The organism is Nonomuraea sp. KM90 (assembly GCF_052246675.1).
Lineage (GTDB): Bacteria > Actinomycetota > Actinomycetes > Streptosporangiales > Streptosporangiaceae > Nonomuraea.
Genome location: NZ_JBQQCB010000175.1, coordinates 1 through 17,999, shown reverse-complemented (window position 1 = coordinate 17,999; position 17,999 = coordinate 1). Strand labels below are relative to the sequence as shown.

Here is a 17,999-nt window from a genome sequence, read left to right as displayed (position 1 = left end):
CGCGCCTGGTGCCGCGCTACCTGGAGCTGTACGGGCGGGGCGCCTACGCGCCGAAGTCCTACCAGCAGCGGGTGACGGGCCTGGTCAAGGAGCTCGCCGAACGCCACGGGGTCGGCCGCGCCACCCCGGCCATGGCCCGCCGCCTCCCACCCCGCCGCCCCACCGCCCCGGCCGAGCCCGAGCAACTCCGCCTGCTGTAACCGCCCGCGCCCCGCAGGGGCCACCATCCCGCGACCCAGGGCGGCCACCACCCCTCCCACCCCTGGAGCCGCTGCCGGCCGGCTCCCCACCGTGCGTTCCGGGGCTCCACGTCCCGACGGCGCGCTTCGCGGGGCCTGGCGATAAATGGCTGGCCCGCAGCTGGTGGGCGGTGGCAGGATGGCCGGGCTGTAGCCCGTCGACGATCAGGAGCTTGAGATGCGGCGCCGCCTCGGAATCTCCCAGCGCCCCATTGGCACAAGAGTTTCTCGAGGGCTCCTCCAGCATGCACATCCTGAACATCGGCATCCTCGCGCACGTGGACGCGGGCAAGACCAGCCTCACTGAGCGGCTGCTGTTCGAGACCGGCGTGATCGACCGGCTCGGCAGCGTCGACGAAGGCAGCACCCAGACCGACAGCGGCGAGATCGAGCGCCGCCGCGGCATCACCATCCGCACCGCCGTGGCCTCCTTCACCCTGGGTGACCTGCGGGTCAACCTGGTGGACACTCCGGGGCACGCCGACTTCGTGGCCGAGGTCGAGCGCGCGCTCGGCGTGCTCGACGGCGCCGTGCTGGTGCTGTCGGCGGTCGAGGGCGTGCAACCGCACACCCGGGTCCTGATGAAGACCCTGCGCAGGCTGCGCCTGCCGACGCTCATCTTCGTCAACAAGATCGACCGGGCCGGGGCCCGGGAGCGCGAGCTGCTCGCCGACATCCGGCGGCGGCTCGCCCCGTCCTGCGTCCCGGTCAACACCGTGACCGGCATCGGCGGCCGGGCGGCCGTCACCCGTCCCGTCGGCTCCACGCAGGAGGCGGCCGAAATTCTGGCCGAGCGGGACGACGGGCTGCTGGAGCTGCTCGTCGAGGGCGGGACACCGAGCGCGGACCTGGTACGCGCGGCGCTGGCCCGGCAGTGCGGCGACGGCGTGACCTATCCGGTGCTGTTCGGCTCGGCGATCACCGGGCAGGGCGTTCCCGAGTTGCTCGACGGGATCGGCACGTTGTTGCCCGCCGTGTCGCGGTCCGCGCTCCCGGACGAGCCGGCGCGGGGGGCCGTGTTCGCGATCGAGCGGGGCCCGTCCGGGGAGAAGGTGGCGTACCTGCGCCTTCGTGCCGGGGTGTTGCGGGTACGGGAGACGGTCGTGTTCCACCGCGGGCAGAACGCCACGTACGACGGGCGCCTGACCGCCCTGTCCGTCGCCGGCGCCCCAGCGCAGCGGGAGGCCGTCACCGGGGACATCGTCAGGGTGTGGGGCGTGCCCGAGATCCGGGTCGGCGACCACCTGGGCGGGCCGGGCCCGGCCGGGCAGGCCCACTTCACCCCGCCCGGCCTGGAGACCGTCGTACGCCCCCGCGTCCCGGGCCAGGAGCCCCGCCTGCACGCCGCCCTGCTCGCGCTCGCCGAGCAGGACCCGCTGATCGGCACCCGTACGCTGGCCGGCGGCGACACCTCGGTCCTGCTCTACGGCGAGGTGCAGAAGGAGGTCATCGGCGAGACCCTGGCCAGGGACTTCGACGTCGAGGCGGACTTCGAGCCCAGCCGGCCCGTCTACTTCGAGCGCCCGGCGGGCACCGGCGAGGCGGTCGAGGAGATCCAGCGCCACGGCCGCAACACCTTCATGGCCACCGTCGGCCTGCGCGTCGACCCGGCCCCGCCGGGCTCGGGCGTGGACTACCGGCGGGAGGTCGATCTGGGGTCGCTGCCGCCGGCCTTCCACCGGGCGATCGAGGACAGCGTGCACCTGGCGCTGCGCGAGGGGCCGCACGGCTGGCCGGTCACCGACGTCGTGGTGACGCTGACCAGGACCGGCTACTCCGCGCCCGAATCCGTGGCGGCCGACTTCCGCGGGCGCACGCCCGTCGTGCTGGCGCGGGCGCTGCGCCGGGCGGGCACGATCGTGTACGAGCCGTGCCATCGCTTCGAGGCGGAGGTGCCGCTGGAGACGTTCGGCGCGGTCACCGCGAGCCTGGCCGGAGCCGGCGCCGAGCTGCGGGACACGCGGCGGCGGGACGACACCTGGGTGCTGGCGGGCGAGATCCCGGCGGCGGCGGTGCACGAGGTCGAGCTGCGGCTGCCCGGGCTGTCGCACGGCGAGGGGGTCTGGTGGTCGGAGGCCGCCGGCGACCGTGCGGTGCGGCAGCCCACTGCGACCAGATAGGTGGTATGTCGGTTTTCTCGTTAGATGGGTATTAAGGGGCTTGGTGCACCAATCCGGTGCATCTCGTCCGTACAGGGGGGATTTCGATGGCAGACACGAAGAAGAAACCCGCATCCAAGTCCGGCAAGTCCAAGAAGCAGGCCATCAAGACCAGCAGGCAGGCCAAGGAGACCAAGCGGGAGGACCGGAAGACCACCGGCGAGGAGTGACCATCGGGCAGCCGTCGCCGGCTGCCCGACCGGTGACATGATCGGACGGCCGAGGCCCCACAGGGCCCCGGCTGTCCGATCGACCGTGGAGCTGCGCCCATGTCGGGTTACCTGCGTTTCCCCGCTGTCTTCCAGGACGTGGTGGTCTTCGCCGCCGAGGACGACCTGTGGATGGTCTCCGCCCAGGGCGGGCGGGCCTTCCGGCTGACCGCCGGGCTCGCCGAGGCCGGCTACCCGCGCATCTCCCCGCGCGGCGACCAGCTCGCCTTCGTCGGGCGCGAGGAGGGGCCGGAAGAGGTGTACGTGATGCCGTCCGACGGCGGCGCGGCCCGCCGGGTGACTTTCCACGGCGCTCGCTGCACGGTGACCGGCTGGGACCCCGAAGGGCGCATCCTGTACGCCAGCGACCAGTCCCAGCCGTTCGAGGGCCGCAAGTGGCTGCACCGGGTGGCGCCGGGCGGGGTGCCGGAGCGGCTGCCGTACGGCCCGGCGAACTCGATCGCGCACGGCCCCGAAGGCATGATCGTGCTCGGCCGCAACACCGCCGACCCGGCACGGTGGAAGCGCTACCGCGGCGGCACGGTCGGCGACCTGTGGATCGACCCGCACGGCGACGGCGAGTTCCGCAGGCTGATCAGGTTGCCCGGCAACCTGGCCTCGCCCTGCTGGAGCGGCGGCCGGGTGTGCTTCATCTCCGACCACGAGGGCGTCGGCAACGTCTACTCGTGCGCCCCCGACGGCGGTGACCTGCGCAAGCACACCCACCATGACGACTACTACGCCCGCAACCTGTCCGGCGACGGGCACCGGCTGGTCTACCACGCGGGCGCGGACCTGTACCTGATGGAGCCCGGTGAGCGGCCGCGCCGGCTGGCGGTGCGGCTGGCCAGCTCCAGGACGCAGCGCAACCGCAGGTTCGTGGAGGCCGCCGACTACCTCGACAGCGCCACGCTGAGCCCGGACGGCAGCGCGCTGGCGATCACCGCGCGCGGCAAGGCGTACGCGATGGCCGACTGGGAGGGCCCCGTACGCCAGCACGGCTCCTCCGACGGTGTCCGCTACCGCTTCCTGACCTGGCTGAACGACGGGGCGCGGCTGATCGCGGCGGCCAGCGACGACGGCGACGAGGAGAAGCTGGTCATCCTGGAGGGCGGCGAGGGCGGCCCCGGCACGGAGGTGGCCCGGCTGGGGCGGATCAACGAGCTGGTGCCCGACCCCGCCCACGACCGGGTGGCGGTGGTCAACCACCGCGACGAGCTGCACCTGCTCGACCTGGCCACGGGCCGGGCCGAGCTGGTCGAAGCCAACCCGCACGGCCCGCCGGAGGACCCGGCGTGGTCGCACGACGGCACGTGGCTGGCGTACGCGAGCCCGCTCAACTCCCAGGCCACCGCGATCAAGCTGCACCATCCCGAGACCGGCCGCACGGTGCAGGCCAGCGAGCCGGTGCTGAAGGACTCGATGCCGGCGTTCGACCCGCGGGGCGACTACCTGTACTTCATCGGCCAGCGCGTCTTCTCCCCCGTCTACGACCAGCTCCAGTTCGACCTGGGCTTCCCGCTGGGCACCCGCCCGTACGCGGTGGCGCTGCGCGCGGACGTGCCGGACCCGTTCGTGCCCCGGCCGCGCCCCCTGGAGGAGAAGGACGACGAGGACGAGGAGGAGCCGGGACCCCTGAGCGTCGAGGTGGACGGGCTGGCCCGCCGGGTGACCGCGTTCCCGCTGCCGGAGGGCCGCTACGAGCGGGTGGCCGGGCTGAAGGGCAAGGCGCTGATCCTGACCAGCCCGCTCGAAGGGGACAACACGCTGCACCTGTTCGACTTCGCCAAGGGCGAGAGCGAGACGTTCGCCGACGGCGTCGGGGAGTTCGAGCTGGGCCGTGACCACAAGACGCTGCTGTACCGGGCGGGGAGCCGGCTGCGGGTGGTCAAGGCGGGCGAGGTGCCCGGCGACGAGGAGGGGCCGGGGCGCGAGAGCGGCTGGGTCGACCTGTCGCGCATCAAGGTGTCGGTCTGCCCGGAGGCGGAGTGGCGGCAGATGTTCCGCGAGGCGTGGCGGCTGCAGCGGGAGAACTTCTGGACCGAGGACATGGCGGGCGTGGACTGGCCGGCCGTCTACGACCGCTACCAGCCGCTGGTGGACCGGGTGACGACCCGGGGCGAGTTCTCCGACCTGCTGTGGGAGCTGCACGGCGAGCTGGCCACCAGCCACGCGTACGAGAGCGGCGGCGAATACCGTCCCGGCCCCGACTACAGCCAGGGCAAGCTGGGCGTGGACTGGCAGCTGCGCGACGGGGTCTACCACATCGGCGCCATCGTCACGGGTGACCCGTGGGACCCGCGGGCGACCTCGCCGCTGAACCGGCTCGGGCTCGACGTCCGTACGGGTGACGCCGTCCTGGCCATCAACGGCGCGCCCATCGGCATGGGGGTGGCGACCCCGAACGAGCGGCTGGTCAACCAGGCGGGCGAGGAGGTGGAGCTGACGCTGCGCCGGGAGCAGCGGGTCTTCACCGTCACCGTGCGCGCCCTGGCCGACGAGCAGCCGGCCCGCTACCGCGACTGGGTCAACCTCAACCGCGCCCAGTGCCACCAGCGCTCCGGCGGCCGGGTCGGCTACCTGCACGTGCCGGACATGAGCGCGGACGGGTTCGGGGAGTTCCACCGGGGGTTCCTGGCCGAGTACGACCGGCACGCGCTGGTCGTGGACGTGCGCTTCAACGGCGGTGGCCACGTCTCGGCGCTGCTGCTGGAGAAGCTGGCCAGGCGGCGGCTCGGCTACGACTACCCGAGGTGGGGGGATCCGGAGCCGTACCCGCCGGAGTCGCCGCGCGGGCCGCTGGTGGCCATCACCAACGAGTGGGCGGGCTCCGACGGCGACATCTTCAGCCACACCTTCAAGCTGCTCAAGCTGGGCCCGCTGGTCGGCCGGCGCACGTGGGGCGGCGTGATCGGGATCTGGCCGCGCCACCAGCTCGCCGACGGGACGGTGACCACGCAGCCGGAGTTCTCCTTCGCCTTCGACGACGTCGGCTGGCAGGTGGAGAACTACGGCACCGATCCCGACATCGAGGTGGACATCACCCCGCAGGACTACGCCAGGGGTGTGGACACGCAGCTGGAGCGGGCCATCGACGTCGCGCTGGACCTGCTGGCCGAGCGCCCGCCGCACACTCCTGATCCCCGGCACCGGCCGCGCATGCAACCTTAGGCACCTGTCCGGCGTCTAAAGATCATAGGTGGGGATAGCGCACAGGGGATGAACACCGTGCACTCCATCGACCGCAGGACAATGGGCCGGTGGTGAGGCGACAACCCTCACCTCCGGCCACGTGTGTTGAGACTTCTTCCGCGACTAAGGGGGATCCGACAGGTGCGCGCACTGGCACGCAAGGGCAAGTCGGCGATGGTCCGGCTCTACCGGGGATACAACCGGCGCAAGGTACGGAACGCGCCGCCTCCCTCGACCCGGCAGGTACGCATCCTGCTGCTGCACGCCTACGGGATGGGCGGCACGATCAGGACGGTGTTCAACCTGGCCAGCTACCTGGCCGAGGAGCACGACGTGGAGATCGTGAGCATCCTGAAGGAGGCCGAGGAGCCGTTCTTCCCCATTGACCCCCGTGTGCGGTTCCGCTTCCTGGACGACCGGCTCAACCCCGGCCCCGACCCGGTGCGCGCGATGTTGTCGAAGCTGCCGAGCAGGCTCATCCCCAAGGAGGAGACGGCCTACCACCGCTTCAACATGTGGACCGACCTGAAGCTGGCCCGCTACATCCGCTCGCTCGACACCGGTGTGCTGATCGCCACCCGCCCGGGGCTCAACCTCGCGATGGCCCAGTTAGCCCTGCCCGGCGTCATCACCATCGGGCAGGAACACGTGGCCCTGCGCACGCAGGCCGAACCGATCCAGGAGCTGATCAAGTGGCGCTACCGGCGCCTGGACGCCCTGGTCACGCTGACGAAGGCCGACCTGGGCGACTACCGCGACACGCTGCCGAAGAAGCCGCGCAAGCTGGTCCGCATCCCCAACGCCGTGCCGCCGATGACCGGTGACGTCTCCAAGCTCGACGCCAAGGTGGCCGTCGCCGTCGGCCGGATGACCCGCATCAAGGGCTTCCACCGGCTGATCACCGCCTGGGAGACGGTCGCCGCCGCCCATCCCGACTGGAAGCTGCGCATCTACGGCGCCGGGCCGCAGGAGGAGAACCTCGCCCAGCAGATCGTGGACGCGGGCCTGGAGGGCAAGGTCGAGCTGCCGGGGCCGACCGCCGACGTGGGCGGCGAGCTGGAGAAGGCGTCGATCTACGTGCTCAGCTCCCGTCACGAGGGCTTCCCGATGACGATCCTGGAGGCCATGGCCAAGGGGCTGGCCATCGTCAGCTTCAACAGCCCGCACGGCCCCAAGGAGATGATCACGAACGAGGTGGACGGGCTGCTGGTCAAGCCGCGTACCAACGCCAACCTCGCCGCCTCCATCATCCGGGTCATCGAGGACGAGCAGCTGCGCCGCGACCTGGCCGCGGGCGCGCTGGAGACCGCGCACACCTACGACGTGGACGTCATCGGGCAGAAGTGGGACGCGCTGCTGGCCGACCTGCTGGCCAGGCGCGAGGGCAGGACCCGCCCGGCCGGCGCCCCGGCGGACCTCACACCCCCGTGCCCGTGAGCTCCACCGGCTCGGCGATGACGTCGACGAGCGCGCCGTTGCGGTAGACGGTGATCGGCAGCGGCTGCCCGATCGCGTCGGCGAACATCAGCCGCTGCAGGCTCTGCGCGTCGCCCACCGGGTTGCGGCCCGCGCTCAGCACCAGGTCGCCGGCGTGCAGCCCGGCCCGGTGCGCCGGCGAGCCGGGCACCACCTCGACCACCCGCAGCGCGCCGTCCTGCCCCGTGCGCCGGCGCAGCTGCTCGGGCAGCGGCGCCGGGGAGGTCACCAGGCCCAGGAACGCCCGCCTGACCCGGCCGTGCCTGATCAGCGCGGCGATGATGGACCGGGTCGTGCCGTTCATCGGCACGGCCAGCCCGACCCCGACCCCGGCCACGGCCGTGCTGATCCCGACCACCCGCGCCCGCGAGTCGGCCAGCGCCCCGCCGGAGTTGCCCGGGTTGAGCGCGGCGTCGGTCTGGATGACGTCCTCGATCAGCCGCATGTTGGCGCCGCTGCGCGCGGGCAGCGACCGGCCGAGCCCGGAGACCACCCCGGCGGTCACCGACCCGGTCAGCCCGAGCGGGTTGCCCACGGCCACCACGAGCTGCCCGACCACCAGCTCGTCGCTGTCGCCGAGCTCGGCGGGCGGGGGCGTGGCCGTCCGCGCCCTGATCACCGCCAGGTCCGACAGCGGGTCACGGCCGACCACCTCGAAGTCGCCGGAGGTGCCGTCGGCGAAGGCGACGGCACCTCCGCGGGAGGAGCCGACCACGTGGGCGTTGGTCAGCAGGAACCCGTCGGCGGTGAACACCACCGCGGACCCGCTGCCCCGGCCGGCCCGCACGGCGGCCACCTTCGGCAGTAACTCGGCCGCCACGGAAGACACGACGCTGGAGTAGGCGTCGAGGGGATCCGCCATTACGTGCCCTCCTTTGCTTACAGGATTACACGCTAGCTCCGTTGGCGGGGACTCGCGCGTCGAGCCCGGCGGGCAGCAGGTCGGCGGCCAGCAGGCCGCGCTGCATCAGCCAGCGGCCGAGCGCCACGTAGGCGTCCACGTCGCGGGCGCGCAGGAACTGGTTCACCGTCGAGTGGCACGGGAAGGCGCCCCGGTCGGCGGCCAGCGCGACCAGGTCGCTCGGCATGTCGTCGCTGATGTGGGTACGCACGAGGACCAGGTAGTTCGCCGGGCTGTCCGGCGTGTCGTCCGGGTAGGCGAAGCGGATCCGCTCCACCGGCTCCTTGGAGGTCAGCAGCCGGCCGTCGGCCTCGAACTCCACGCCCAGCTCGGTCCGGGCCAGCGAGATCACCCGCAGCAGGTTGCCCACCCGGTGCACGTCCACCGCCGCGTCCACGGCGAAGATCGTGCGGCAGCGCCGCCTCAGCAGCTCGACGACGCCCGAGTTGTCCCAGTGGCCGCCGTCGGAGACGAAGACGTAGCGGTGGCGTACCGACAGGTTGCCCAGCGCCTCGCGCCAGGTCGTGAGCGGGCCCGGCCGGTGCCAGCGGCGGACGAACCACTGCGGCGCGTGCGAGGTCAGCCGCCCGGGCGGGCGCCCGCCCACCGGGTTGGGCAGCCACAGGCCCAGCCGCAGGTTGATCAGGGCCAGCGCCATCCGGCTGGCCCGGTTGGTGTAGCGGCCCATGTTGGGCGCGACCGCGGCGCCCGAGGCGGCCACCAGCGAGGCCGCGTCCGGCACCGCCGCGCGCGCCTGCGGCGGCGCCTCGCCGATCGCGGCGCCGCCGACGTAGTCGGGCGCGAACACGAACGAGGCGCACCCCTCCCCCGCGGCGGACTCGTCCTCGCGCAGGTTCACCGACGCGCACAGCAGCAGGTACGGCAGCCCGTCGGCGTGCATGTCGGCCAGGTGCACCTGCGAAAGCCGCAGCATCCCCTCGTCGCCGCGCTCGCCGAGACCGGTGCGGACCACGTAGGCCCGGTTGAGCCGGCGCGAGTACGGGTCATGCAGCGAGGTGTCGTTGGCGTGCACGGTCATGGCGAACACCCCCAGCACCGCCACCGCCGTCACCGCGATCACGGCCGTGGCCACCGGGCTGAGCTGGGTGACCTGCGCCGCCAGCAGCAGCGTCGGCAGGATCAGCACCGCCGCCATCGCGGTGGAGAACAGCAGCCGCAGCAGCCGGCGCAGCAGCTGGCGCGGGCCGCTGAAGGACAGCAGCCACTGGGAGCGGAAGACGTACACGGCGATGACCGCCAGCACCACCACCAGCCCGGCCAGGCGGGTGGTCGCCGAGAGGTCGAACATGCGGCTGTCCAGCACCCGGGTGCTGACGGCGATGACGTCGGGCAGCACCAGCGCGGTCACCGTGGCCAGCGCCAGGCGGCGGGTCAGCAGCTCGGCGGCGCGGCTGCGCACGCGCATCTCCAGCAGCACCGCGATCACCGCGACGGCGGCGGCCAGCGCCCACCGCTGCCCGATGAAGCGCCCCGCCAGCACGTCGTGGTCCACGGCCAGCACCCGCGTCACGCTGTAGGCGCCGCCCAGCACCGCCCCGGCCAGCGCGATCGCGGCCACGAACGGCACCAGGTTCACCAGCATCCCCAGCGCGTACCTGGCACCGGACAGGAAGATGTCCGACCAGTCCTCGCCGAGGTAGCGCAGGTTCCTGCGCAGGTGCGCCTCCTCCGGCGAGCCCTTGCTCCACGGCGGCACCGCGCCCGGCGGCAGCGGGCTGCGGCGCGTCTCAGCGCGGGCGGCCATGAACGCGGCGGCGGTGTAGCTGCCGCCGGACACGGCCGACACGTAGCGGGTACGGGCCAGCACGCCGGACTCCTCGGCCACCTGGAGCGCGCCCAGCCCGAGGCAGGCGGCCCGCACGCCGCCGCCGCTCAGCGCGAGGCCGATCTGGTCGAGCCCGGCCGGCTCGGCCAGGTAGCGGTAGCGGGAGGTGTGGGCGGTCATGACGGCTCCGGCGTTCCCGAGGGGTAGACGGGCTTGGACGCGGGCGAGGAGACCCTGCCGCGCGCGTTGTACTCGCGGACGAACAGGGGGTGCAGGCAGTACTCCTCGTCGGGCGAGAGGATCATCTGGCCCTCCGCCGCGTAGGCGAACTCGGCCTTCAGGTACCGCTCGCTCTCACCGGTGAGGCGGCCGATGATGCCCACGTCGGTGAACATCTCGCGCACCTCGCGGTAGTCGAGCCCGAACTCGCGCCGGATGCCCGCCTGGTTGCACATCCGGTGCAGGAAGGCGTCGTCGAAGCGGAAGGGCAGGTACGGGATCAGCCGCCGGGCCACGTCGTGGGCCTTGGGATGGCGGAAGTGGTGGGCCGAGAAGACCTCGGGGCACAGCGTGGCCTCGGCCTCGGTCACCGTCTCCAGGATGTGGTTGCCGTCCACGACGGGGCGGCCGGTCGTGGCGATGGCGCGGTGCAGGGCCTCGTTGAAGATGTACAGGACCTGGCGGGGCAGGAGCTGGGTGTGCCGCAGCACGTACGCGACCGACCGCTCGGGCAGGCCGGCCCGGTTCTTCAGCTCGGGCACGATCACCCGGTCGAGCAGCGTCAGGTAGCCGTCGTCCGGCAGGCCGCGCAGCAGCTCGGGATAGTGCCGGGTGAGGAACATGTGCAACCGCGCCCCGACCGTCCGCAGCAGGTCCTGCCAGGTCCAGCGCAGCACCATGCGCCCGCTGAAGTCCTTGATCGGGTTGGCCGAGACCCGGTCGAGCACCGGCCACAGCTCGCTGGGGAAGCAGCACTGGATGCGGAAGTAGGTCCGGTCGATGCGCAGGCCGAGCCGTCCGACCAGGTGGAACAGCCCGCGCAGGACGCCCTCGATGCGCTCGATGTGGTCGCCGATGTTCTCCAGCGAGTCGATCAGCACGAAGACCGGGGTGTCGCGGGCGTCGAGCACGCTCTTGGCCGCCTCGATCGTCTCCTTCCACGGGCGGCGCGACAGGCGGAAGTCTCGGCTCAGCTTCTCCAGGCTCACGACGTTGTCGAACTGGTCGACGTGCTCGATCAGGCGCGTGGTGACGAAGTCGAGCGCCGCGTCGTCCCGGCTGTCGGAACCGGCCACGTCCTGGCGCAGCGCGGCGGTCTCCTCCCACAGCACCTGGAAGGCCCGGTCGGGGTCGCAGTCGTGCCGCTCCGCGACCAGCCGGCCGATGATCGGCGCCCACAGCAGCGTCTCCCAGAGCTCCGCCACCCCCTCCACGCTGAGGACGAGCGGGATGGCGAGCAGCTCGGTGGCCGCCTGCAGCCGCGAGAACACGCCGTGGGCGCTGAGCCGGACCACGAGGTTGCGCGGCTCGAACTCGCGCGACAGCAGCAGCGCCGTCTTCCCCGAGCCCCGCCGTCCGACGATGAACGTGGGCGGGTTGTCCTTCGATCGCAGGTGCAGGTGGACCCGCGTGTCGTAGATGGCCCTCAGCACCGGGATGCTCACCCGGTCGGACACGACACTGGGCCCGAGCGGGTTCCTCGGGGTGAACAGGGTCTCAGCGGGGTTTCTCGCGGCCTTCATGGGCGACTCTCGGGCACTCGGCGGGGATGTCACCGATATCGGAGCGGCATGCGGCTTTCCTGATACACCTCACGCCAGGGCTTGTGCGAGCGCCAGGCCGCAGTAGGCCGCTCCCAGCCCGGCCACCACGCTGGCCACGGCGTTGGCGGCCGCGTGGAAGCGCGCCCCCTCCTCCAGCAGCCGCACCGTCTCGTAGCCGAACGTCGAGTACGTCGTCAGCGCCCCGCAGAAACCGGTGCCCGCCAGCGCCATCACCCCGCCCTCGGCGGGCAGCGCGGCCAGGAAGCCCAGCAGCGCCGACCCGGCCACGTTGACCGCCAGCGTCCCCCAGGGGAACACCGTGTCGTGCCGCGCCTGCACCGCCCGGTCCGCCAGGTAGCGCAGCGGCGCCCCCACCGCCGCGCCCAGCACGATCAGCAGCACGGTCACCCGGTCACCCGCGCCCCGGCCAGCCGCCTGGTCAGCCACATGCCCCCGGCCACCGCCAGCAGCGCCGCCACCATCGTCGCGGCCAGATAGACCAGCCCGGTCACCGGCGCCCCCGCCGCGACCGCCCGCTGCACGTCCACCGCGTACGCCGAGAACGTGGTGTAGCCGCCCAGCACCCCCACCCCGAGGAACGGCCGCACCAGCCGGTGGGCCGGCCGCACCTCCGTGATCACCACCATGAGCACCCCGATGAGCAGGCACCCCGACACGTTGACCAGGAAGGTCGCCCACGGGAAGCCGGCCGGCCCGTTGGGCAGCGCCACCTGCGCGCCGTGGCGGGCCAGCGCGCCCAGCGCCCCGCCGGCCGCGATCACCGCGAGGACCGGCCAGTGCAGCTCGGCGCGCTGCGCGGGGACATGGAGATCGACATCCGGATCGATCGGCCGATCGGTCACATAACCCTCCCCGTGTCGAAACTGACGATGCCGGGAATTTCTCTAGACAACCTGGAGTGCACGGAGGCGTGGTTGAGCACGAAGGACGCGGTCGCCCTTCTCGCAGGAGCCGTCATCGTCGTTTCCTTCATCGGCAACACCAAGATCCCGCCCGCCACGGCGGCCAGCCCGCTGGGCAACGTCAGCGGGACGCTGCCGGGTCTGGCCCCCATCATCTCCGACGCCGAGAAGTCGGAGGCACGCGGCCTCATCCAGCGCCTGCGCGTCAAGGGCTACGGACCCAACACCGGCTACCGGCGCACCCGGTACGGCGAGAACTGGGCCGACAGCGCCACCGGCGTGCCGTACGCGCGCAACGGCTGCCGCACCCGCGACGACCTGCTGGCCCGCGACGGGCAGAACGTGAAATACCGGGCGGGTTCGAGCTGCGAGGTCGTCTCGATGGAGCTGACCGACCCCTACACCGGCCGGCTCATCCACTGGCACAAGGACAACGCCGACGAGGTGCAGGTCGATCACGTGGTGCCGCTCAACTACGGCTGGCGCATGGGGGCGCCGCGCTGGCCGATGTCCAAGCGGGTCGACTTCGCCAACGACCCGCTCAACCTGCTGCCCGTGGACGGCGAGGCCAACGAGCAGAAGGACGCCTCGGGCCCGGCGAGCTGGCTGCCGCCGCGGCGCGGCGTCCGCTGCGCCTACGTCACCCGCTTCGCGCAGGTCGCACTCAAGTACGACCTGCCCGTCACCGCGCCCGACAAGAAGGTCATGCTGGCCCAGTGCCGCTGACCGGTGCGGCCTACCGCGGGTCGATCCAGTCGAAGCCGCGCCGGAACGTCTGCTCGGCCAGCACCCGCTGCCCGGCCACGTTGGGGTGGAAGAAGTCCCACTTGCTGACGTGGTCGAGGGTGAACGGGAAGGAGAACACCGCTCCCCCGTCGGTGCGGCAGCCGGGACCGTACGCGGCGCACGCCTCGGCCGCGGCCCGGTTGTAGGCGATCACCCGCGCCCGCACCCGGTCCCGGCGCTCGGCGTCGGCCCGCCGGGTGGAGGTGGGCTTGGCCAGCATGGCCTGGCAGATGCGGCCCGCCGTCCAGAACGTTCGGGCCAGCGGGTTGCCCCTGCCGACCTGCCACAGCCGCCGCAGGTCGGGGATGCTCGCGATGAACACCCTGGCCCGCGGCATGCCGGCGCGCAGCTCGGTCAGCGCCGCGTCGAGCCGCCGCCGGTAGGTCTGGACGGGGGTCATCGCCTGCTCGGTGCGCACGCAGGCGTCCTGGGCGCCTATGAGAATCGTCACGTAGTCGGCCTTGGCCGCGACCGCCTTCTTCACCTGCCCGAGCAGGTCGGCGCTGGTCGAGCCGGGCACGGCGAAGTTGAGGTTGTGCTTCTGGAGCGTTCCAGAGAGCTTCGACAGGCGCAGGTAGTGGCTGCTCACCTCGCCGTGGTCGCCCGCCGACCAGGAGCGCGAGGTGCAGGAGACGTACCAGCCGCAGGCGTTGAAGCCGGTGGAGATGGAGTCGCCGAGCGCGGCCATGACCTCGGGCACCTGCTGGGCGGGCGCGGCCTGGGCCGGGCCCGAAGCGGACAGGACGACGACGGCGGCCAGGGCGGGCCCCAGGTGACGAGCGATCATGGGCACCAAGGTAAGGAGCCGATCACCGACTCACTATGGCCTGGCGGCAAGGTCTGTCAGTTCAGGACCGACTTCATATCACCGCTTGACAGGCCGGACCCAAACTGGTTGCACCCAATCCCTACGAGCATCCGGTTTTTTCCGGGTTCTTTGCCCGTAACCTTGCATTCACGGGGGTCCGAGTCGAACGTGTTCAGTTCCCGCATAGAGTGTCTTGGGTGAGTGTCGCGCTCGGAACAACCCGCCCGCTGCCGGTTCGCACCACCCCTGTTGGCGACCCCGGTGACCTGCTGGCTTCCCTTCCCAGGACGGCCCCTTACGCCTGGATCAGGAACGGAGAGGGCCTCGTCGGCTGGGGACAGGCCGCCCGGGTGGCCGTGCCCCCGGGGCCCGGCAGGTTCGCCTGGGCCCGCCAGTGGCTGGCCACCGTCCTCGGCGACGCGAACGTCGACGACGGCGTGCGCACCCCCGGCTCCGGCCCGGTCGCCTTCGGCAGCTTCACCTTCGACGAGGACGCCCACGGCTCGGTCCTCGTCGTCCCCCAGGCCGTGCTGGCCCGCCGCGGCGGCCGCGCCTGGCTGACGACGATCGGCGAGGCGCCGCTGGAGACGTTCACGCCGATCCGCGATCCCGGGCGGATCAGCTACGGCGACGGCAGCCTGACCGCCCCCGAGTGGGAGCACGTCGTGGCCCGCGCCGCTCGGCGCATCCGCGACGGCGAGCTGGAGAAGGTGGTGCTGGCCCGCGACCTGGTCGCCACCGCCGAGCGGCCGATCGACGTGCGGCTGCTGCTGTCCCGGCTGGCCAGGCGCTACCCGGAGTGCTACACGTTCTCGGTCGCGGGGCTGGTCGGCGCCACGCCCGAGCTGCTCATCCGGCGCACGGGCCAGGAGATCGAGTCGCTGGTGCTGGCCGGCACCACCGCGCGCGGCACCGGCCCGGCCGACGACCTCGCGCGGGGCGCGGCGCTGCTCGCCTCGGCGAAGGACCGCCACGAGCACGAGTGCGCGATCGCCTCCGTACGCCAGACGCTGGCCCCGCTGTGCTCCTCGCTCACCACTCCCGACGAGCCGGAGCTGCTGGTGCTGCCCAACGTGCAACACCTGGCCAGCCACGTCACCGGGCGGCTGGCCGACGGGGCCTCGGTGCTGGACGTGGTGGCGGCGATGCACCCGACGGCGGCCGTCGGCGGCACCCCCACCGCGACCGCGATCAAGGTCATCCGCGAGCTGGAGGGCATGGACCGGGCCGGGTACGCCGGTCCGGTCGGCTGGATCGACGCCCACGGCGACGGCGAGTGGGGCATCGCGCTGCGCTCGGGGCTGGTGGAGGGGCGGCGGGCCCGGCTGTTCGCGGGCGGCGGCATCATGGGCGACTCCGACCCGGCCGCCGAGCTGGCCGAGGCCCAGGCGAAGTTCCGGGTCATGCAGTACGCCCTCGAAGGGTGACACCGAGGCTGAGGGTGGGGCGCGTGGCGGTCAGGCGGGGACGTGGAGGTCGCCGCCCATCGTGACGCGCGCCCGCCCGGCGGTCAGCGTGGCCACCCAGTCGGCGAACGCGGCCACCTCGTCGTCCCCCACCGCGACGTCGAAGGTGACCTCGCCCGCGTAGGCCACCTCGCGCACCGCGTGCCGGGAGGCGCGCAGGTCGTTCTCCACCCGGCCGGCCTGGTCGTGCGCGACCGCGACGCGCACGAGCTTGGCCGGGACCATGCGCACGGGCTCGGCCCGGTCGAGGGTCTCGGTCACCGCCGAGCCGTAGGCGCGCACCAGGCCGCCCGCGCCCAGCAGGGTGCCGCCGAAATAGCGCGTCACCACCGCCACGACGTCGCTGAACCCCCTGCCCACGAGCGCCTGCACCATCGGCGTGCCCGCCGTGCCGCCCGGCTCGCCGTCGTCGTCGCCCTTCTGGACGCGCTCGCCGATCACGTAGGCCGTGCAGTTGTGGCTGGCGCCGGGATGCTTCTGGCGGCGCTCGGCGATGAAGGCCGCCGCCTCCTCGACGGTGCGCGCCGGGGCCAGGGCACAGACGAAGCGCGAGCGCCGCGCCTCGGTCTCGTGCTCGACGACAGTGGTGAGAGTGAGATACGGCGCAGGCACATTCGACAGGGTATGCCCTTGCCGCGGGGACTCAGCGAGCTACCATCTCGTCATTCCATAAGGACCTACGGGAGGGTCTCATGGACACGGCGAACAACGTCATGCCCTTTGTCACGGCGGCGATCGACGCGTACGGCACCGGGGTGCTGGCCAAGACCAGCGAATTGGCCGCGGACACGGAGGTGGCCCGCGGCTCGCGCATCCTGCAGCGGGTCTTCGGCCGGGGCGACGCGCACTCCAGGCAGGTGATCGGGCAGGTGGCCGGGGCCAAACCGGACGACGAGCCGAGCAGGGCCGCGTTGAAGCTGGCGCTCATGGAGGCGTTCCGGACGGACCCGATCCTGGCCCGCGAGGTTGCCGCCATGCTGCCCCGGGTGGCGGTGACGGCCGCCGGGGAGCGGCCGGTGGCGGTGGGGGGCGGTAACAGCGGCGTGATCGTCACGGGGGACGGCGACCGGCTGGAGTCGCCCCGCTGACGCTGCGGGATGCCCTGCCGCCCGCCGGCTCCTGTGCGGCCCGCACAGGCGGGCGGGGCCCGGCGCACCATACGGTTGCGCCCATGAGCTATCGCGTCGCCATGGACATCGGCGGCACCTTCACCGACGTCGTCTGCTACGACGAGCGGTCGGGGGCCGTGACGGCCTCGAAGGCGCCCACCACGCCGGGAGACCTGGCCGAGGGCGTCTTCGCCGCGCTCGGGCGGGTGGTGGACGATCCCGCGGACATCTCGTTCTTCGTGCACGGCACCACGCAGGGCCTCAACGCGCTGCTGGAGCGCAAGGGCGCCCGCGTGCTGCTGCTGGCGAGCACGGGCGGCCGGGACGTCTACCAGATCGCCAGGGGGAACCGGGACCGCATGTTCGACCTGCGTTACCGCAAGCCCGCGCCGCTGGTGCCGCGCCAGGACGTCATGGAGGCGGGCGGGCGGCTGGACTATCTGGGGCGGGAGCTGGTGCCGCTCGACGAGGAGTCGGTGCGGGCGGCGGCGCGGCGGGCGCGCGAGGAGGGCTTCGACGCGGTCGCGGTGTGCCTGCTGTTCTCCTACGCCGACCCGGCGCACGAGGTCCGGGCGGGCGAGATCCTGCGGGCCGAGCTGGGCGAGGACGTGCTGGTGGTGCTCTCGCACGAGGTGGCGCGGGAGTGGCGGGAGTACGAGCGCAGCTCCTCGGCGGTGCTGGAGGCGTACACCGGGCCGGTGGTGCGCCGCTACCTGGCCAGGATCGAGCGGCGCTTCGCCGAGCGGGGGCTGGCCGTGCCGGTGCACGTGATGCAGTCGTCGGGCGGGCTGGTGAACGCCTCGTACGCGATGCGCCGGCCGCTGCAGACGCTGCTGTCCGGGCCGGTCGGCGGGACGATGGGCGGCGTCGCGGCCGCCAGGCTGCTGGGCGGCGGGGGCGGGAGCTCGGCGGGGAACGCGATCTGCATCGACATGGGCGGCACGTCGTTCGACGTGTCGCTCGTCGTGAACGGCCGCCCCGACGTCAGCGCCGAGGCGCGCATCGAGGGCTACCCGGTGCTGATGCCGATCGTGAACCTGCACACGATCGGCGCGGGCGGCGGCTCCATCGCCTATGCCGAGGCGGGCGCGCTGCGCGTCGGCCCCGAGTCGGCCGGGGCCGTGCCGGGGCCGGCCTGCTACGGCCGGGGCGGCACCCGGCCCACCGTCACGGACGCCAACG

Annotated in this window: 15 protein-coding genes and 1 pseudogene; 9 read left to right on the top strand and 7 right to left on the bottom strand. The window is 72.8% G+C overall.

The window, feature by feature from the left end; all coding sequences use genetic code 11:
- From ACTWPW_RS58295 to ACTWPW_RS58275, 5 genes and pseudogenes are all read left to right on the top strand, one after another.
- Nucleotides 1-200: pseudogene (locus ACTWPW_RS58295) on the top strand (Rv2578c family radical SAM protein); the annotation flags it as partial.
- Between the two features lie 284 nt (nt 201-484).
- The gene (locus ACTWPW_RS58290; protein ID WP_443174128.1) at nt 485-2,359 is read left to right on the top strand and encodes a GTP-binding protein; all 1,875 of its coding nucleotides are present in this window, start codon (nt 485-487) and stop codon (nt 2,357-2,359) included.
- Between the two features lie 86 nt (nt 2,360-2,445).
- Nucleotides 2,446-2,568, top strand: coding sequence for a hypothetical protein (locus ACTWPW_RS58285; RefSeq protein ID WP_364128719.1), 123 nt, complete (start codon nt 2,446-2,448; stop codon nt 2,566-2,568).
- A gap of 99 nt (nt 2,569-2,667) precedes the next feature.
- Nucleotides 2,668-5,778, top strand: a complete 3,111-nt coding sequence (locus tag ACTWPW_RS58280) for a S41 family peptidase (protein WP_375117159.1) — start codon at nt 2,668-2,670, stop codon at nt 5,776-5,778.
- Between the two features lie 162 nt (nt 5,779-5,940).
- A complete protein-coding gene (locus ACTWPW_RS58275) occupies nt 5,941-7,236 on the top strand; it encodes a glycosyltransferase family 4 protein (protein ID WP_443174127.1) in 1,296 nt (431 codons plus the stop codon).
- Here ACTWPW_RS58275 and ACTWPW_RS58270 read toward each other — a convergent pair.
- From ACTWPW_RS58270 to ACTWPW_RS58250, 5 genes are all read right to left on the bottom strand, one after another.
- Nucleotides 7,217-8,137: a S1C family serine protease gene (locus ACTWPW_RS58270; protein ID WP_375117157.1), complete on the bottom strand. Its 921-nt coding sequence runs from the start codon at nt 8,135-8,137 to the stop codon at nt 7,217-7,219. The genes ACTWPW_RS58275 and ACTWPW_RS58270 overlap by 20 nt on opposite strands.
- A gap of 25 nt (nt 8,138-8,162) precedes the next feature.
- Nucleotides 8,163-10,142, bottom strand: a complete 1,980-nt coding sequence (locus ACTWPW_RS58265) for a hypothetical protein (protein ID WP_443174126.1) — start codon at nt 10,140-10,142, stop codon at nt 8,163-8,165.
- Nucleotides 10,139-11,704, bottom strand: coding sequence for a P-loop ATPase, Sll1717 family (locus tag ACTWPW_RS58260; protein ID WP_364128731.1), 1,566 nt, complete (start codon nt 11,702-11,704; stop codon nt 10,139-10,141). Before ACTWPW_RS58260 ends, ACTWPW_RS58265 begins: the two co-directional genes overlap by 4 nt.
- A 69-nt stretch (nt 11,705-11,773) precedes the next feature.
- Nucleotides 11,774-12,133, bottom strand: a complete 360-nt coding sequence (gene crcB / locus ACTWPW_RS58255) for a fluoride efflux transporter CrcB (protein ID WP_375117155.1) — start codon at nt 12,131-12,133, stop codon at nt 11,774-11,776.
- On the bottom strand, nt 12,130-12,588 hold the full coding sequence (locus tag ACTWPW_RS58250; protein WP_443174125.1) for a fluoride efflux transporter FluC: 459 nt from the start codon (nt 12,586-12,588) through the stop codon (nt 12,130-12,132). The genes crcB and ACTWPW_RS58250 overlap by 4 nt, the downstream gene beginning before the upstream one ends.
- Nucleotides 12,589-12,600: 12 nt before the next feature.
- Here ACTWPW_RS58250 and ACTWPW_RS58245 point away from each other — a divergent pair, with 12 nt between their 5' ends.
- A complete protein-coding gene (locus ACTWPW_RS58245) occupies nt 12,601-13,374 on the top strand; it encodes an HNH endonuclease family protein (RefSeq protein WP_443174124.1) in 774 nt (257 codons plus the stop codon).
- A 10-nt stretch (nt 13,375-13,384) separates the two neighbouring features.
- Here the strand turns inward: ACTWPW_RS58245 and ACTWPW_RS58240 are convergent, their stop codons facing one another.
- Nucleotides 13,385-14,221, bottom strand: coding sequence for a GDSL-type esterase/lipase family protein (locus tag ACTWPW_RS58240; protein WP_375117152.1), 837 nt, complete (start codon nt 14,219-14,221; stop codon nt 13,385-13,387).
- A 218-nt stretch (nt 14,222-14,439) separates the two neighbouring features.
- On the opposite strand from ACTWPW_RS58240, the gene ACTWPW_RS58235 reads away from it, so the two are divergent.
- On the top strand, nt 14,440-15,669 hold the full coding sequence (locus ACTWPW_RS58235) for an isochorismate synthase (RefSeq protein WP_375117151.1): 1,230 nt from the start codon (nt 14,440-14,442) through the stop codon (nt 15,667-15,669).
- A 30-nt stretch (nt 15,670-15,699) separates the two neighbouring features.
- Here ACTWPW_RS58235 and ACTWPW_RS58230 read toward each other — a convergent pair whose 3' ends face one another.
- Complete coding sequence (locus tag ACTWPW_RS58230) at nt 15,700-16,320, bottom strand: YigZ family protein (RefSeq protein WP_443174123.1); 621 nt, start codon at nt 16,318-16,320, stop codon at nt 15,700-15,702.
- An 80-nt stretch (nt 16,321-16,400) separates the two neighbouring features.
- Here ACTWPW_RS58230 and ACTWPW_RS58225 point away from each other — a divergent pair, with 80 nt between their 5' ends.
- Both ACTWPW_RS58225 and ACTWPW_RS58220 read left to right on the top strand, forming a co-directional pair.
- The gene (locus tag ACTWPW_RS58225; protein WP_375117149.1) at nt 16,401-16,796 is read left to right on the top strand and encodes a hypothetical protein; all 396 of its coding nucleotides are present in this window, start codon (nt 16,401-16,403) and stop codon (nt 16,794-16,796) included.
- Between the two features lie 83 nt (nt 16,797-16,879).
- Nucleotides 16,880-17,999: hydantoinase/oxoprolinase family protein (locus tag ACTWPW_RS58220; protein WP_443174122.1), on the top strand; the 1,120-nt coding region annotated here is incomplete at its 3' end.

Coding starts and splice junctions, on each gene's coding strand:
- ACTWPW_RS58280 (WP_375117159.1), top strand. CDS start 2,668: ATGTCGGGTTACCTGCGTTTCCCCGCTGTCTTCCAGGACGTGGTGGTC.
- ACTWPW_RS58285 (WP_364128719.1), top strand. CDS start 2,446: ATGGCAGACACGAAGAAGAAACCCGCATCCAAGTCCGGCAAGTCCAAG.
- ACTWPW_RS58265 (WP_443174126.1), bottom strand. CDS start 10,142: ATGACCGCCCACACCTCCCGCTACCGCTACCTGGCCGAGCCGGCCGGG.
- ACTWPW_RS58290 (WP_443174128.1), top strand. CDS start 485: ATGCACATCCTGAACATCGGCATCCTCGCGCACGTGGACGCGGGCAAG.
- ACTWPW_RS58270 (WP_375117157.1), bottom strand. CDS start 8,137: ATGGCGGATCCCCTCGACGCCTACTCCAGCGTCGTGTCTTCCGTGGCG.
- ACTWPW_RS58240 (WP_375117152.1), bottom strand. CDS start 14,221: ATGATCGCTCGTCACCTGGGGCCCGCCCTGGCCGCCGTCGTCGTCCTG.
- ACTWPW_RS58260 (WP_364128731.1), bottom strand. CDS start 11,704: ATGAAGGCCGCGAGAAACCCCGCTGAGACCCTGTTCACCCCGAGGAAC.
- ACTWPW_RS58225 (WP_375117149.1), top strand. CDS start 16,401: ATGGACACGGCGAACAACGTCATGCCCTTTGTCACGGCGGCGATCGAC.